The sequence below is a fragment of the Martinezella sp. CNPSo 3959 genome (assembly GCF_057784355.1).
On sequence record NZ_JBXSOV010000013.1, the window covers coordinates 130,586 to 146,956 of the forward strand.

Here is a 16,371-nt window from a genome sequence, read left to right on the forward strand (position 1 = left end):
GCGCCGCTCTGTCGCGGCACGGGAATTCAAGGCGCCTCCGTCAAAGTTGCGACGACGGCCAGGCAATCCCCAGTCTTGATGAGCCCGGGGAAATGACGTGCGGCGAGAACACCGTCCAGCGCCGCCCGATAATCAAAGGGCTCGGATCCGGTGCGGCCGATCGGATGGATGCGGGCGATGATCTCGCCCCGGATAATCGTGTCGCCAAGATCCTTCAGCGGCTCGAAAAGCCCCTCAGCCTCGGCAAAGACGAAGCAATCGGAAGACGGCATATCAAGCCATTGCGTCGCTTCGACCTCCGGCGCGCCTGCAACGATGCCCGCGTGCTTCAGCACATTCAGAACGCCGCGCTTGGCAATGGAAGCCGTACGCGCCGATATGGTTCCACCGCCCGAAAGCTCCGTGGTCACAAAGACCTTCCCCATCTCCTCGGCCGTTGTGTCGTACATGCTGACGGCATCGATCTCGATCATCCGCATGGAATAGGGCGCCGAAAACGCGGCAACGCCCTCGAAACAGGCCTTCTCCTGTCCCTTGTCCGGCAGAGCGTGCGCCGCGGCATAGGGGAGGAAATCGAGGGTGCGGCCGCCCGAATGAAAATCGAGCACGATATCGGCAAGCGGCAGCAGGTAACGGGTAAAATAGTCGGCGATCTTCTCGGTCACGCTGCCATCAGGCCGGCCGGGGAAACTCCGATTGAGGTTACCCTTGTCGATCGGCGAGGTACGAGTAGCCGCCCGGAAAGCGGGGTAATTCATCGCCGGAACGATGATGATCCTCCCCTTGACCTCCTCCAGCTTCAGCGTGCGGGCAAGGTCGAAGAGGGCAACAGGCCCCTCATATTCATCGCCATGGTTGGCCCCGGTCAAAAGCGCCGTCGGTCCCTTGCCGTTCCTGATGACGCAGATTGGGATCATGATCGAACCCCAGGCGGAATCGTCGCGCGACCAGGGAAGGCGCAGATGCCCGTGCTGGATGCCGTCGCGATCGAAATCGACTGTCGGCGTGATCGGCGATGGACGTTTGGATATGCTCATGCTGTTCATCTCACGCGATCACTTCACCACAAGCCGTCGGGGGACATTCGAGAGGCACTCGACGCCGCTCTCGGTGATGACGATGCTTTCGGTGATTTCCATGCCCATGTCCTCCAGCCAGAGGCCGGTCATGAAATGGAAGGTCATGCCCGGTAGCAATTCGGTGCGATCGCCGGGGCGCAGGCTCATGGTCCGCTCACCCCAATCCGGCGGATAGGAAAGGCCGATCGGATAGCCCGTGCGGTTGTCCTTGACGATCCCGTATTTCTTCAGAACCGCAAAAAAGGCGTTGGCGATATCCTCGCAGACGTTACCCGGCTTGGCGGCGGCAAGGCCGGCCTCCATGCCCTCGAGCGTCGCCTTCTCCGCGTCGAGAAAGGCCTGCGTCGGCTTGCCGAGAAAGACGGTACGCGACAGCGGGCAATGATAGCGGCGATAGCAGCCGGCGATCTCGAAGAAGGTACCCTCGCCGCTTTTCATCGGCTTGTCGTCCCAGGTCAGATGCGGGGCGGAGGCATCGGTACCCGACGGCAGCAGAGGAACGATCGCGGCATAGTCTCCACCAAAGCCATCGACGCCACGAATGCCGGCATCGTAGATTTCGGCGACCAGATCGGATTTGCGAATGCCCGGCTCGACTTTCTCGACGATCCGCTGGTGCATGGCTTCGACGATACGACCTGCCTTGCGCATATAGTCGAGCTCGGTCGGGCTTTTGAGCGCGCGCTGCCAATTGACGAGCCCCTGCGCATCCTTGAAGCGCGCATTCGGCAGGTGCTTGACGAGCGAGGCGTAGGCTGCGGCGGTGAACCAATAATTGTCCATCTCGACGGCGATCGAGGCATTGGCCCAGCCGCGCTCCTCGATGATCTTCGAGAGCAGGTCCATCGGATGGCGCTCATTGGACTGCACGTAGTGATCGGGATAGCCGATGATATTGTCATGGGCGAGATAGGCCGTGCGCTTGGCGCCATTGGCATCCTGGCCGCGGCCGTACCAGATCGGCTCGCCGGAGCCTGGCACCAGGACGCATTGATGCACGTAAAAGGACCAGCCGTCATAACCCGTAAGCCAGTGCATATTCGACGGATCCGTCACGATGACGAGATCGACACCGGCTTTTTCCATGGCGCGGCGCGTCTTTTCGAGCCGCGCGGCATATTCGGCGCGGGTGAAATTGAGGGTCGGTTCGCTCACGCTTAGTCTCCTGATGCTTTGGTCGTTTCGATCGCTTGGCCCGCGCCCGCCGAAACGGCGCGACGATGGGCAAGCGTGGCAATGGCGGTATCCTGGACGCCGGTCCCGGTGAGATCGCAAAGCGTGATCGCCTCGCGCGACCGGCGGCCGGTAATCTGACCCGAGACGATGGCCCCGAGTTCGGGAAAATCGTTGGTCTCGCTCACAAACCCAGCGGCGATAGCATGATGAAGTTCGCCCAGCCGCCGCGTTTGCTTCAGGCTGTCGGCTACATAAAGAGAGACCTTCAGAATAGCGGCTGGATCGATTTCGTTCTTGTGTTCGGCGTCGGAACCCATTGCGGTGACGTGCTGACCCGGCTGCAGCCAGGCGGCTTTGAGGATCGGCTTATCGGAGGGCGTCGTCGTCACGATGATGTCTGCGCCGCGACAAGCGGTTTCGGCATCGGCTTCCGCCGTTATGGGAAGGCCGAATTCGGCCGTCAATTCCGAAGCGAGCCTTTCGGCTTTTGCCAGATCGCGCGCCCAAATCCGTGCCGCCTCGATCGGCCGAACCAGCTTGAGCGCAAGCAATTGCAGACGGGCCTGCATGCCGGCTCCTAAAATTGCGGCAATCCGAGCGTCCGGACGGGCAAGATGCCGTGCTGCCACGGCGCCTGCCGCGGCGGTGCGCACATCCGTTAGATAGCCATTATCGAGCAAGAGCGCCTCGACCAGACCGGTGCGCGCCGACAGAAGCATCATCAATCCGTTTGTGCTGGGCAGCCCAAGCGAGGGATTGTCGAAAAAGCCGGGGCTCACCTTGATCGCGAAACTGTCGAGATTGGGAACATAGGCCGTCTTCACATCGACCTCGCCACGATGGGCGGGAATATCGAGCCGCATGATCGGCGGCATTTCCACCGCCTTCGTCGCCAGCGCTGCAAATGCCTGTTCGACGCAATCGACAGCATCCTTATCGAGCTGCACGATCTTGCGAAGATCTGTTTCCGTCAGGATCAGCACACGGGTCATGGCGCCACTCCCCTATCGAGACCGCTGACGATTGCCTGATGTGCCGCCGGATCGATATTGCCCCCGGACACGATGACGACGGTCGGACCATCGGGCTTGATCTTGCCGGCGAGCAGGGCCGCTATCCCGACAGCGCCCGCCCCTTCGACGGTCAATCCCTCAATCAAGGCCGCGTGGCGAATGCCGACGGCGATCTCGTCCTCAGTGAGGAGAATCACATCATCGAGAAGCGAACGGCACATCGGAAAAGTCAGCCGGTTGTTGAGCCCGATACCGCCGCCCAGCGAATCCGCCAGGGTCTCGACCTCTTGCACATCGATCGGCCGCCCTGCCGCAAGGCTCGCCGCCATCGCAGCCCCCTGTTCCATCGACACGCCGACGACCTTGGCGCCCGCCAGGCGCCCCTTGATCGCGGCTGCGACACCTGAGGCGAGCCCACCGCCAGAGAGCGGCACCAGAAGAAGTGCCGTTTCGGGCAAATCGTCAGCAATTTCGAGCCCTACCGTACCTTGGCCGGCAATGACGGCGGCATCATCGAAGGGCGGCACGAAACACATGCCCTCTTCACGGGTCAGACGTTCGACCTCTTGCATGGCATCATCCTGTGAATATCCGACAATGCGCACGTCCGCTCCAAGGCTTCGGATAGCTTCGACTTTGTTGGCGGGAACAAGTGCGGAAAGGCATATGGTCGCGCGGGCACCCATAGATTTAGCGGCATGGGCTACGGCCCGGCCGTGATTGCCGGTGGAGGCCGTCACCAGGCCGCGGGCACGAGCCTCCGCGGTCAGGCCAAGAAGCGCGTTGGTCGCACCGCGCAGCTTGAAACTGCCCGTTTGCTGATGATTTTCGAGCTTCAGATGGACCGGAACGTTCAGTCGTAGAGAGAGAGCTCGCGAGAGCCGCAACGGCGTACGCAACACATATGGCGCAATGCGCCGCCGCGCTGCCTCTACGTCCGGCATGGCCACCATCATTGCCATGACGCGCACCAGTGCCTTGCCGATGCCCCAGCCGGCGCCATCATGATTTCCATCCCCTTCTTGCGCTTGATGTTCATGACATCAGCGTGAAAGAGACAATGGATCATGTCAATCTGTATATTGTTCCATTACAATTATAGATATCCTTACCGCTATCAAGCGCGCACCGAACCCTGAAACTGTCAGGAAGACGCTTGATTATGGAATGTCAGTTCTTCGTGCGGCGGCAGCCAGTACGCTTGTCATTCCATTTCGGCGGCCGGTGGCGCCATTTCCCGCTGTCACAGATTTATCTAAGCAAGGCGCGAGCTTGGGTTGACTGGCATGGCTACGCGGAGGCTAGATGTCACTCGCCGCATCAGGCTTGGCTGGCGCTGGCTCGCGAATTTCATTCGTGAGAGAGACCTCGGAACATCAGGCCTCCTCTTCAGTCCTTATCGCCTTGCCACTGATACCAGAGAGCCCGAAGCCGAGAAGACGTTAGGATCTCCGTCTGGTTCGAGCGGCAGGATCACAACTTCGGCGTCAACATCTCGAACCGGTCCCGGATCGTGCAGCAGGTATCGCCACCGAGCCGGGCGATCGCGTCGATGCCGGCCGGATCCACATGAAGGTTATCATCGACAACGCCATCTTGATAATGCGCAAACAGGATTTCGCCCATGATGATCTGACGCGACTTTCCGAGTTCAAGCGTGATGTGGCGGCGGCATTCGAAAGCCGCCGGAGCTTCCTTGATGTAGGGAGCAGCGATCTTCGTTCCCGGCATGGCCGTCAGCCCGGCTTCCTTCAGCTCGTCGACCCCGCGCGGATATTTCGCAGCACATTGATGTATCGCCTCGGCGATGGCGAAGGACACGATATTGACCGTGAAGACTTCGGTCATGCGGATATTGTGGCTGGTGTCCTTAAACGACATGTCGGGATTGGTCTCGACGCCAAGAGCAAGAAACGGCGGGTCGGCAGACAGGCAGTTGAAGAAGCTGAACGGTGCTGCATTGATGCGGTCACCCTCATCGGGCCAGCCCAATCTCGTTGAGATCGTGATCGGAACATCCTGATAATGCGTAGCCAACCGAGGCATCATTCTACGCCAGCAACTAGCACTAATTTCTCGACGAAAGTTGACGATGAAGCCGACAAGCGCCCGGAAAACTATCTCGCACGTCTCAAACTCCTCGCGGCAAGCATCTGGTGCCAGAGTTTATGAGTCTATGGCCTAGCAGAGCCGATAACGGCATTACGTCCGGGCGGTAATGATAACGAATGATCGTGGCGACCGTGCATGAAAGATACCCAAAACGTTTTGGCTTGACTCCCAAAACGTTTTGGAGAATCCTTTGTGCCATTGGGGAGGACGATCTTGGCAAATCTCAAGCAGCTCGCGCAGTCGCTCGGACTGTCGATCACCACGGTTTCCCGCGCACTCGACGGTTACGACGATGTCTCTGCAGCAACCCGGAAGCGGGTGAGAGAGGCTGCAGACATGGTGGGCTACCGCCCGAACGCATCGGCGCGCAGGCTCAGAAAACAACGTGCGGAACTGGTTGCCATCACGCTGCCGAGCGACCCCGGCCATATCGGTCCGCCGCATTTCCTCGACATGCTCTCCAGCTGTGCTGAGCATCTTGCGAGTGCCGGCCTCAATCTGGTCATCGCGCCTGTGCCACGCGGTGAAAGCGAACTCGACATCTGCCGTCGTTTCGTTGATGGCCGCCGCGTCGATGCCATGCTTCTCGTGCGCACCAGGCGGCAGGACGAACGCGTCGAATTTCTCCAGTCGCGCGGCATTCCCTTCGTCACCAACGGACGCACCGAAAGCCTCGTCCCGCATCCTTATATCGACGGCGACGGTTTTGCCGGGTTCCACGCGGCAACGGTCCGTTTTCAGGCCGCCGGCCACCGCCGCATCGGCCATATTGCAGGGCCGCAGGACTATTACTTCGCGCATGTGCGCCGCACGGGCTGGAAGGCCGCGATGGACGAGGCAGGTCTGGATGCCGATCTCTGCGCCGAAGGCGCGCCCACGGAACAGGGCGGCTATCTCGCCGCACTGGAACTGCTCCGGCAGCGTTCACGTCCCACCGCGCTCGTCTGCTCCACGGACGAAATGGCGATCGGAGCGCTCAGAGCGCTACGCGAGATCGATGGCGGCGACGCGATCAGCATTGTCGGTCACGACGACCTGCCGACGGGCGCTTTTACCAGCCCTTCCCTCTCGACCATGCGCATGACCGGCGAAAATCTCGGCGCGAGCTTTGCCTCGCTACTGTTGCGGGCGATCGCCGGCGAGCCTGCGGAGGAACTGCAGGAGCTTCACGCGATCGAATTCATCGATCGCGACAGCCATCGCCGTCCGATGAAGGCGGCATGATCCGACACAGTGCATCACAGATAAAAACAATGAAGGAGGAGAGAATATGAAACGCATCACGTCATTCGGAATTCTGGCTTCCACCGTGCTGGCCTTTGCTTCGCCGGTGCTTGCCCAGACGGTTTTCGTATCCACCCAGCTTCGCCCGATCGAAGAGGCGACCGTCGTGCGGCAGGACCTGCTGAAGGATGCCGGCAAGGTGGATTATGTAGTCGAAGAACCGCCGCAGTTCGCCGTGCGCATGGAAGCAGAGGCCAAGGCCGGTAAGCACACCGTCAGCCTGATCGGCGCGTTGCACGGTGAGCTTTCGCCACTTGCCGACAAGGATCAGCTCGAACCGCTTGATGATCTCGCTAAGAAGCTCGCTGCCGGCGGCATGCCGCAATCGCTTCTCGACCTCGGCAAGCTCGGCAAATCCACCCAGCAATACATTCCGTGGATGCAGGCAACCTATGTCATGGCCGCCAAGAAGGAAGCCCTGCAATACCTGCCGAAGGGCGCCGATATCAACGCCATCACCTACGATCAGCTGATCGAATGGGGCAAGAACATGCAGCAGGCGACGGGCCAGCCGCAGATCGGCTTCCCGGCCGGCCCGAAGGGCCTGATGGCACGTTACTTCCAAGGTTATTTCTACCCGTCCTTCACCGGTGGCGTAGTGCGCACCTTCAAGAACGCCGATGCCGCGGCAGGCTGGGAGAAACTCAAGGCGCTCTGGGCCTATGTAAACCCCAATTCGACCAATTACGACTTCATGCAGGAGCCGCTGGCCGCGGGTGAAGTCATGGTCGCCTGGGACCATGTCGCCCGACTGAAGAATGCCATTTCCGCCTCGCCGGACGACTATGTCGTATTCCCGTCTCCGGCCGGCCCCAAGGGCCGCGGATACATGCCCGTTCTCGCGGGCCTTTCGATCCCGAAGGGTGCCCCGGATACGGCGGGCGCGATGAAGATCATCGAAACCCTGACGACCCAGAAGATCCAGCTGCTCACCGCGTCCAAGGTCGGCTTCTTCCCGACGCTGAACGTCCAGTTGCCACCGGATCTCGACAAGGGCGTCGCACTTCTCGCCGGTGCCGTCGCCAAGACCCAGGCGGCCAAGGATGCAGTGATCTCGCTTCTCCCAGTCGGCCTCGGCGACAAGGGCGGCGAGTTCAACAAGGTCTATATGGACAGCTTCCAGCTGATCGTGCTGCAAAACCAGCCCGTCAGCGACGTGCTGGCCAAGCAGGGCGCCGTCATGACCAAGCTGATGACCGATACCAAGGCTCCCTGCTGGGCACCGGATGCCAAGAGTGATGGCGCCTGTCCGGTTCAATAATCCCCCCTGGAGTGCCTGGGCGCGAATGTCCGGTCATTCTTTCCGCAACCCTGCTTTTCGAGGCGGGAGTCCATGACCCAAAACCGACCCTGGATCCCCTATCTCCTGATCCTGCCATCCGTCGTTTTCCTCGGCCTGCTTTTCATCGTGCCGCTGGTGCAGACGATCTGGCTGGCGGTCTCGGATGACGGCATGCCGTCGCTTGCAAACATGCAGCGCATGGTGACGGACATCAATTTCATGCAATCGGTGCGCAACACGTTCCTGCTGACGATCGTGGTCGTACCGGTCCAGATCGCCATCGCGCTCACCATGGGCACGATGGTCGCCAAGATCGGTCGCGGGCGGGAGACGATTCTGTGGATTTGGACGATCCCGCTCGGCATCTCGGATCTCGCCGCCGGCCTCGTCTGGCTGTCGATCCTTCAGAATACCGGTTATTTCAACTCGCTGCTCTTCAGCCTCGGCGTGATCAGCCGCCAGGCGAGTTGGCTCTCCTACCAGACGCCGGTTGCGCTTTTCATCGCCATCGCGGTGGCGGAGATCTGGCGCGGCACGGCGATCGTCATGGTCATCATCGTCGCCGGCCTCAACCAGGTGCCGAAGGAGTTCAAGGAAGCCGCCGAAATCTTCGGGGCCGGTCCCTGGACGCGCTTCTGGAAAATAACCCTGCCGTTGATCCGTCCGGCGCTGCAATCGGCCCTTATCCTGCGCACCGTGCTCGCCTTCGAGGTCTTCGCTGTCGTCTATGCACTGGGCGGCCGTAATTTTCCGGTTCTCGTGGGCGAAGCCTACAACTGGCAGAACCAGAACCAGAATTACAGCGTCGCGGCCGCCTATGCGGTTCTGATCATGGTCATCTCGCTCGCCGCAACCCTCGTCTATCTCAAGGCCTTCAAGGTCGATCCGGAGCGCCTGCCATGAACATGCAAGCCATCCGTTCCGAAGCAGCCGCCACCGCCAATCCCGCAAGCTTCGTTTCATCGCGCCGCTGGTTGCTCTGGAGCGGTATCGCCGCGCTCTGCGCCTGGGTTCTGGTGCCGATCTATCTCGTGGCGCTAGGCGCATTCGGCGGGCGACAGGGCGTCTACATCTGGCCGAAGACCGGCCTGCCGACCGGCATCTCGCTCGAACCCTTCATCCTCTTCCTGCAGACGGAAGGGGTCGTCCGCTCCTTCCTCAATTCGCTGGGCGCCGCAGGCATCACGGTAGCCCTCTCCATCCTGCTCGGGGCGCCCGCGGGCTATGCACTCGCCCGCTATAATTTTCCGGGCAAGGACAGCTACCGGCTGCTGGTCCTGCTGACGCGCGCCTTCCCGTTGGCGATCCTGGCGCTGCCGCTCACCGTCTCCTTCATCCGGCTCGGCCTTTACGATACGATCGTTGGCGTCGGCCTGATCCATACGGTCCTGGCGCTCCCCTTCGCGGCTCTAGTGACCCAGGGCATTTTCCTCGGCGTCCCGAAAGAGCTGGAAGAAGCCGCATGGGTTTTCGGCTGCACCCGCATCCAGGCCTTTTTCAAGGTCGTTGCGCCGCTCGCCTTGCCAGGCATCGTCGCAACGGCCGTTTTTGCGTTCGTCATCTCGTGGAACGAAGTCTTCGCCGCCTCGGTGCTGACGGTGCGCAACCGCACACTGACGGCCTATCTGCTGACGGTGCTTTCCGAAAGCCCGATGCATTATCGCTTCGCCGGCGGCCTGATGCTCATCCTTCCCTCGGTTGTCTTCATCTTCGCGGTCAGGCGCTACCTTTTCGCGATCTGGGGCATCTCCTCCAAATAACGGGACCAATTCCATGGCCAATATTGTCATCGACCGTGTCCGCAAGAGTTTCGGGGCATTCCAGGCCCTGAAAGAGGTCTCGCTGACGATCAACGACGGTGAATTCGTCTCGCTTCTCGGCCCGTCCGGCTGCGGCAAGACCACGCTCCTGCGTATCATCGCCGGTCTCGAAACCGCATCCGGCGGCGATGTCCGCATCGGCGACAAGTCGGTCCTCGGGCTCGCTCCCAAGGATCGCGGGCTCGCGATGGTCTTCCAAAACTATGCGATCTTCCCGCATATGACGGTCTACGAAAACGTCGCCTTCGGGCTGCGCATGCAGAAGGCAGACGAGGCGCGCATCAAGGCGCAGGTCGAAAAGGCCGCCGGCCTGCTGCATATCGAACAGTATCTCGACCGTTATCCGAACAAGCTTTCGGGTGGCCAGCGCCAGCGCGTCGCCGTTGCCCGCGCGCTTGCCGTCGAGCCCAAGGTCCTCCTCATGGACGAACCGCTCTCCAACCTCGATGCGCTGCTTCGCCTCGAAATGCGCACCGAACTCAAGACGGTGCTGCAATCGGCCGGCACGACGACGATCTACGTCACGCATGACCAGACGGAGGCGATGGGCCTTTCCGACCGCATCGCCGTCATGCACGGAGGGATCGTCGAGCAGGTCGGCTCGCCGGTCGATGTCTACAATCATCCCGCAACGCGCTTCGTCGGCGGGTTCATCGGCAATCCGCCGATGAACTTCATCAAAGTACCCGTCCTGAACGGCCAGGTCTCCGCCGGTATCGAGCAACTGAACGCACCGCAGGAAGCCGGCAAGGAGATCATCCTCGGCCTGCGCGGCGAGGCGGTCGAGCTTGCGGGCCTGCCCGAAGGCCTCGAAATGAAAGTGCGGGTCGCCGAACCGATGGGCTCGCATCTACTCCTGACCGGCTCGATCCACGATCAGCCCGTGCGCGTCATCCTGCCTGCCTCCGAAACCGTTGGGAGCGGCGATACGATCGGCCTGAAGCTCGATCGCAAGCGCATCACCTGGCTTTCGCCCGAAAGCGGCAAATCCTTTCCGGCCGTAACGGCCTAGGGGCGTCCCTTCCCGATACCGGAGTACCGACATGAACCTGCATATTGATCAAGCCAAGCGTATTCTCGTCGCCAACGACCGCGGCGGCTATACGGTGCCGACGGACCGGCTCTATCCCTTCCAGTGGAACTGGGATTCCGCCTTCGTCGCCATGGGTTTCGCGCTCTACGATACGGACCGCGCCTATCGCGAACTGGAGCGGCTGGTCGAGGGCCAGTGGGCGGACGGAATGATCCCGCATATCGTCTTCCACCAGCCGAGTGATACCTATTTTCCGGGCCCGAACGTCTGGCGCATCCGCCATACGATCCCGACCTCCGGCATCACCCAGCCGCCCGTTTTCGCCATCGCGCTCCGCAAGCTGCACGAAGCCACCGGCGACAAGACCCGCACCCTGCCGCTCTATGAAGCGGCCCTGAAATGGCATCGCTGGTGGTATGCGGCTCGCGACCCTGAAGGGACCGGCCTCGTTGCCCTGCTTCATCCCTGGGAAAGCGGCAGCGACAATTCTCCCGCATGGGACGTCGCGCTCGCCCGCGTTCCCACCACCACCGACACGCCGGTCGTGCGCAAGGATACCGGCCACGTGAACGCTTTGATGCGTCCCCGCAATGAGGACTATCAGCGCTTCATCCACCTGGTTGATACCTATGCCGCCTGCAACTGGGAGCCGGCCAGACAATGGGCGAAGGCCCCCTTCAAGGTCGCCGAGATCCAGACCACCGCGATCCTGCTCAAGGCCGGCGAAGACCTCGAAGCGCTCGCCCACGAATTCGGCCGCATGAAAGACGCATCCGAGATCGCCGCGCTCAATGAAAAAACTCGTAACGCGATCCTCGCCCAGTGGCGACCCGATCTATCGCGTTTCGTATCCCGCGATCTCGTTTCGGGCTGGGATATCGAGGCACCGACACAAGCGGGCTTCATCCCGCTTCTGTCGCTCGATCTCGACCAGGAGGTCGTCGGCGCTCTCGTCGATGAAATGAAGGCATGGTCCAAGGGGATGAAAGTCGCCTTCCCGACAGTAAAGCCCGGCGCCGCCAGCTGGGAGCCGAAACGCTACTGGCGCGGCCCCGCCTGGGCGATCATCAACTGGCTGCTGATCGACGGCCTGACGCGCAATGGCCGCGTGGACGATGCCGAGAAGCTGCGCAAGTCTACGATCGAGGCGATCGAGGCGGAGGGTTTTGCCGAATATTTCGACCCGGTCACCGGGGAAGGCTGCGGCGGCCTTGGCTTCTCCTGGACGGCTGCAGCTTATATGTGGCTCGTCGCATCATAAATTTAGGTGCCGGTCACGCGACGCATAAATCTTAGATTGTGCAAGCAAATCAAGGTAGTAGAAGCAGAGACGCTCGCCGGTAAGCGGAACTCAAGCCACCACCGGCAGACTTGGCGAAGCCCGCAAGCGGGCTATGTCGCGCGCCGGCGGTTCTCCAAAGTGGCGGCGATATTCGCGAGTGAACTGCGACGGGCTTTCGTAACCCACGCGGAAGGCGGCGGTCGTAGCGTCGATGTCCTGGACCAGCATCAGGCTGCGCGCGTCCTGGAGCCTTAGCTGCTTCTGGAATTGCAACGGCGTCATCGCCGTCACGGCACGAAAATGCTCGTGCAGGCTCGACGGGCTCATGCCAACTTCCGCGGCAAGCCGCTCGATGCTGAACGGTTCCCGGAAGTTCTGCCCGATCCACGCAATGGCGCGGCCGACTTGGGCCACCCGTCCCTGGCTGGAGGTGATCTGGCGCATCCTCGCGCCGTCCGGGCCGGCGAGCAGGCGATAGAGAATTTCCTGCTCAGTAAGCGGTCCGAGTATCGGCAACGCTGCCGGATCGTCGAGCAGCAGCAACAGGCGCAGCACCGGATCGAGCAGACTGGCGCCGGCGTCAGACACTGTCTTGCCTATGGGCCGAGAAGGCACCCCCGGCGACGGCGGCACGTGCAACGCCAACTGTCCCAACATGACCGGATCGAAATCGAGGTACAGGCATAGATAGGGCTTGTCAGGCGTCGCCTCGACCACCTGGCCCGTGACCGGCAGGTCGTAGGTCACGACCCCGTAACGGCCCGGTGCATATCTGAACACGCGGTCGCCCAGCGTAACCTCCTTTTGCCCTTGTGCGACAAGGCATAGTTGCGGCCGGTATACGTTCGGCATCGGCATCGTCACTGTGGAGGATCGAGCAAGCGTCACACGTTCGAGTGAGGTGGCGTGGAAGCCATCCTTCGAGACGTGCCGAGCAATTATCGCAGAGATTTCGGTCAGTATTTCCATGAAGCGGACCATCGCACGCGTGCGGGAGGGCAGCAAGGCGGATCGGCGCGGCTTCTGGAGGATTGGGCAGTAAATGCGGCGCATCGGGCTAACGGTTCGGCTTCGCCACCCATCATAGTGTCTGCAGCGCCTGAGTCACAGCGAACCTGGCCGCAGAACAAGTATGGAGCAAACATGACAATCGATAATCTGAAGACCCCCGCGGTCGCACTAGGCACCTGGGCCTGGGGCGACAGCGGCGAGGCTGGCGACGGCTACTTCGGCAGCCGCCCCACTCAGGCTGACCTGGAAGAGGTCGCGGAAAAGGCGCATGCGGCCGGCTTTACCCTGTGGGATACTGCCATGGTATACGGCATGGGCCGTTCAGAGACCACGCTCGGAAAGATACTGGAGCGCTACGCTCGCAGCGACTACCAGCTCTCCACGAAGTTCACCCCGCAAGCGGCAGGGACCAGTGATGATCCGGTGGCGGACATGCTGGAACAGAGCCTGGCGCGCCTCGGCACCGACTACATCGACCTCTACTGGATTCACAATCCAGCCGATGTGGCGCGGTGGACTCCGCGCCTGATACCGTTGCTGAAGAGTGGAAAGGTCAAACATGTCGGTGTTTCGAATCACAACCTGAGCGAAATCGAGCTCGCCAACCGGATCCTCGGGGAAGCCGGGTTCCAGGTCGATGCCATTCAGAATCACTACAGTCTCCTCTACCGCAGCTCCGAGCAAGCCGGCATTCTGGATTACTGCCGCAACCGAGGTATCCCGTTCTTCGCCTACATGGTGCTTGAGCAGGGCGCCCTGACAGGCAAGTACAGTCCGGAGAACCAGCTGCCTAAAGGAAGCCGACGGGCGGAGGCTTACAATGGCATGCTGCCTCAGTTAAAGGCGCTGACGGACAAGCTCGCATCGATCGGAGAGAAGCAGGGTGCGGCAGCGCCCGATGTCGCGACGGCATGGGCCATCTCCAAGGGCACGACGCCGATCATCGGCGTCACCAAACCCCATCATGTCGATGGTCTGGTCCGAGCCGGCAGCATCACTCTTACCGACGCCGACATCGCAGAGCTGGAGGCTCTCGCAGGCGCCACTGACGTGGACACCCGCGGCTGGTGGGAAAAAGAGATGTAAGCTCGTAGCTCCGCTATCCTAAGATCTCGGAGCCGTTCCGAAGGCGCACTTCGCTCGCGCTGAGGAAGCCTTGGTGCGAGCGGCTACATAGGCCGCTGCAATCGGTGGCAGCAAGATCTATTCAGCCGCCACCACATGCCTGCTCTTGAGCACCGCGATCGAAAGGAGAAGCACGATGGCCGAACAGATAGCGATGACGACCACCATCGGTCTCGCCGTCCCGTCCATAAACATACCGCCGATGCCAACCACCAGCGCCGATGTCATGAACTGGACCGTCCCCATCATCGCCGAGGCCGTGCCAGCGATGCGGCCATGGTGTTCAAGCGCCAGCACCGCCGCATTCGGCACGATCATTCCAAGGAAAGCGTATCCCGCAAACAGGAAGGCCGCCATAATGTCGAGGCGATCGACTCCACCTACCATCACGACAGCCAGCGCCAACATCGTCAGCGCATAACCCGAAACCGCACCGCGAATGACCTTGCGCAAACCGATCCGGCGGGCAAGCCAGCCGTTCATCTGCGACATGCCGATGAAGCCAACGGCATTCACCGAAAACACGACGCTGTAAAAGCTCGGAGAGAGCCCGTAATGGCCGATGAGCACGAAGGAGGAGTTGGCGACATAGATCATGTAGCTCGACATACCGAAGGAGGCCATCAGCACCAGACCGAGATAGTACGGGTCCTTAAGGAGTGTTCCGTAGGCCTTCAATGCCCCGCCGAGGCTGCTTTCACTGCGCGCCGCAACCGGCCGGGTTTCCTCAAGGAAAAAGCGGCCCGCGACGAAGCCGACAACGCCGGCGAAGACCATGACCCAAAAGATCAGTCGCCAGTTTCCGAACATTGTCACGATGCTGCCCGCGAGCGGCGCCAGAATGGGTGAGATACTGAAGACCAACATAAGCCGCGACATCAGTTGCGCGGCGGCCGCCCCGGTATGCAGGTCGCGCACGATGGCGCGGGCAATCACGACGCCGGCACAGGCGCCTGTGCCCTGAATGAAACGGAAGGCGACCAGCCAGCCAATATCGGTCGAAAGCGCGCAACCGATCGCGCCGATGACATAGAGCACCAGACCGACATAGAGAGGCCGCTTGCGGCCAAACATGTCCGACAGTGGACCATAGACAATCTGCGATACGGCCATGGCGGCGAAGAAGGAGATCAGGCTTGCCTGAACTGCATGGGTGTCAGCGCGAAGATCCAGGCTGATCGTCGGCAACGCGGGTAGATACATGTCGAGGGCAAAGAGACCCACGGCTGAAAGAATGCCAAGGACGATGGCATGGTGGGAGCCGCCGGCCCCGAGGGATGAAACGGAATCCTTGCTCTGCACGGAAGAAACCTTTCCCGCACACCATTCCCCGGACGAAACAAAGTCTCATACAAAAAGCATGTGACGGGGATTGAGTGGGCGATTATAGATGGGACAGCGAAAAGACGGAGATGGTTCCAACGCATGACCCGTCATTCCTGTAAAATATTTTGGACAGTATTGTCCAATTGGTCAAGTCCTATATGGTGGTGTCATGAAAACTTCGCCCGCAGCGGCTTCTTCTGAGACAGAGAGTCCGCCCGCCACTAGCAAACGTCAGGCAATCCTCAACGCGGCCGCAGACGTTTTTGCCGAGGACGGGTTTGCAGCGGCGAGCATCGATGCCATCGCAGCACGAGCCGGCGTGTCCCGTCAGACGGTGTACAATCAACTGGGCGACAAGGATAATCTGTTCAAGGTTGTGGTTGCGGAGATCACCGAGAAGTCGAGTGCCGGCTTCTTTCGGGTGTTGGACACATTTCCCGTTGCGCCTATCGATCTCGAAAAGGAACTGACCGAATTTTCAGCGCTGCTCCTGCGCAAGGCGGTCTGCGATCCGAATGGCCTCTGGCTACGCAAGCTCATCGAGACCGAGGGCGGCAGATTTCCCGAACTGTTCGAGACCTGGAAGGAATACGGACCGGGCAAGAAATACCCCGCCATCGCGGCTCGCCTGGCGCAGCTCGCGCTCGCTGGTCATCTCGACATAGAGGATCCAGCACTTGCCGCGCGCCAGTATATGGCGCTGCTCGCAACAGATCTGCGGATCAACCAACAGATCGGCCGTCAAACTCCAGAGGAAGAAGTCGACCGTATGGCAAGAGAGGCAACGAAGACCTTTTTGCGCGCATTCGCCAAGCGCTAAGCACCGGG

At 60.9% G+C, this 16,371-nt stretch carries 15 protein-coding genes; 8 read left to right on the forward strand and 7 right to left on the reverse strand.

Annotated features, from left to right (window positions below; translation table 11 throughout):
• Positions 1 to 26: 26 nt before the first annotated feature.
• The 5 genes from doeB to AC13RE_RS23180 form a co-directional block, all read right to left on the reverse strand.
• Positions 27 to 1,046 (reverse strand): N(2)-acetyl-L-2,4-diaminobutanoate deacetylase DoeB, encoded by a 1,020-nt coding sequence (doeB, locus tag AC13RE_RS23160; RefSeq protein WP_488564666.1) that lies wholly within the window; start codon positions 1,044 to 1,046, stop codon positions 27 to 29.
• Positions 1,047 to 1,055: 9 nt separating this feature from the next.
• A complete protein-coding gene (gene doeA / locus AC13RE_RS23165; RefSeq protein WP_488564667.1) occupies positions 1,056 to 2,234 on the reverse strand; it encodes an ectoine hydrolase DoeA in 1,179 nt (392 codons plus the stop codon).
• Between the two features lie 2 nt (positions 2,235 to 2,236).
• Entirely contained in the window at positions 2,237 to 3,247 is a 1,011-nt protein-coding gene (eutC, locus tag AC13RE_RS23170; protein ID WP_488564668.1) for an ectoine utilization protein EutC, read from the reverse strand.
• On the reverse strand, positions 3,244 to 4,230 hold the full coding sequence (eutB, locus tag AC13RE_RS23175) for a hydroxyectoine utilization dehydratase EutB (protein WP_488564669.1): 987 nt from the start codon (positions 4,228 to 4,230) through the stop codon (positions 3,244 to 3,246). Before eutB ends, eutC begins: the two co-directional genes overlap by 4 nt.
• Positions 4,231 to 4,741: 511 nt before the next feature.
• Entirely contained in the window at positions 4,742 to 5,305 is a 564-nt protein-coding gene (locus tag AC13RE_RS23180; protein ID WP_488564670.1) for a flavin reductase family protein, read from the reverse strand.
• Between the two features lie 288 nt (positions 5,306 to 5,593).
• Here AC13RE_RS23180 and AC13RE_RS23185 point away from each other — a divergent pair, with 288 nt between their 5' ends.
• The 6 genes from AC13RE_RS23185 (at position 5,594) to AC13RE_RS23210 (ending at position 12,060) form a co-directional block, all read left to right on the forward strand.
• Positions 5,594 to 6,604, forward strand: coding sequence for a LacI family DNA-binding transcriptional regulator (locus AC13RE_RS23185; RefSeq protein ID WP_488564671.1), 1,011 nt, complete (start codon positions 5,594 to 5,596; stop codon positions 6,602 to 6,604).
• A 46-nt stretch (positions 6,605 to 6,650) separates the two neighbouring features.
• Positions 6,651 to 7,925 (forward strand): ABC transporter substrate-binding protein, encoded by a 1,275-nt coding sequence (locus AC13RE_RS23190; RefSeq protein WP_488564672.1) that lies wholly within the window; start codon positions 6,651 to 6,653, stop codon positions 7,923 to 7,925.
• Positions 7,926 to 7,997: 72 nt separating this feature from the next.
• Positions 7,998 to 8,849: a carbohydrate ABC transporter permease gene (locus tag AC13RE_RS23195; protein ID WP_488564673.1), complete on the forward strand. Its 852-nt coding sequence runs from the start codon at positions 7,998 to 8,000 to the stop codon at positions 8,847 to 8,849.
• Entirely contained in the window at positions 8,846 to 9,706 is an 861-nt protein-coding gene (locus tag AC13RE_RS23200; RefSeq protein ID WP_488484087.1) for a carbohydrate ABC transporter permease, read from the forward strand. Before AC13RE_RS23195 ends, AC13RE_RS23200 begins: the two co-directional genes overlap by 4 nt.
• 13 nt (positions 9,707 to 9,719) lie before the next feature.
• A complete protein-coding gene (locus AC13RE_RS23205; RefSeq protein WP_488564674.1) occupies positions 9,720 to 10,778 on the forward strand; it encodes an ABC transporter ATP-binding protein in 1,059 nt (352 codons plus the stop codon).
• Between the two features lie 31 nt (positions 10,779 to 10,809).
• The gene (locus AC13RE_RS23210; RefSeq protein ID WP_488564675.1) at positions 10,810 to 12,060 is read left to right on the forward strand and encodes an MGH1-like glycoside hydrolase domain-containing protein; all 1,251 of its coding nucleotides are present in this window, start codon (positions 10,810 to 10,812) and stop codon (positions 12,058 to 12,060) included.
• Positions 12,061 to 12,150: 90 nt separating this feature from the next.
• On the opposite strand, the gene AC13RE_RS23215 is transcribed toward AC13RE_RS23210, so the two are convergent.
• Positions 12,151 to 13,050: an AraC family transcriptional regulator gene (locus AC13RE_RS23215; protein ID WP_132719014.1), complete on the reverse strand. Its 900-nt coding sequence runs from the start codon at positions 13,048 to 13,050 to the stop codon at positions 12,151 to 12,153.
• Positions 13,051 to 13,224: 174 nt separating this feature from the next.
• On the opposite strand from AC13RE_RS23215, the gene AC13RE_RS23220 reads away from it, so the two are divergent.
• Positions 13,225 to 14,178, forward strand: a complete 954-nt coding sequence (locus AC13RE_RS23220; RefSeq protein WP_488564676.1) for an aldo/keto reductase — start codon at positions 13,225 to 13,227, stop codon at positions 14,176 to 14,178.
• 117 nt (positions 14,179 to 14,295) lie between these two features.
• Here the strand turns inward: AC13RE_RS23220 and AC13RE_RS23225 are convergent, their stop codons facing one another.
• The gene (locus AC13RE_RS23225; RefSeq protein ID WP_132719009.1) at positions 14,296 to 15,519 is read right to left on the reverse strand and encodes a multidrug effflux MFS transporter; all 1,224 of its coding nucleotides are present in this window, start codon (positions 15,517 to 15,519) and stop codon (positions 14,296 to 14,298) included.
• Positions 15,520 to 15,712: 193 nt separating this feature from the next.
• Here AC13RE_RS23225 and AC13RE_RS23230 point away from each other — a divergent pair, with 193 nt between their 5' ends.
• Positions 15,713 to 16,363, forward strand: coding sequence for a TetR/AcrR family transcriptional regulator (locus tag AC13RE_RS23230; protein WP_488564677.1), 651 nt, complete (start codon positions 15,713 to 15,715; stop codon positions 16,361 to 16,363).
• Positions 16,364 to 16,371: the final 8 nt, after the last annotated feature.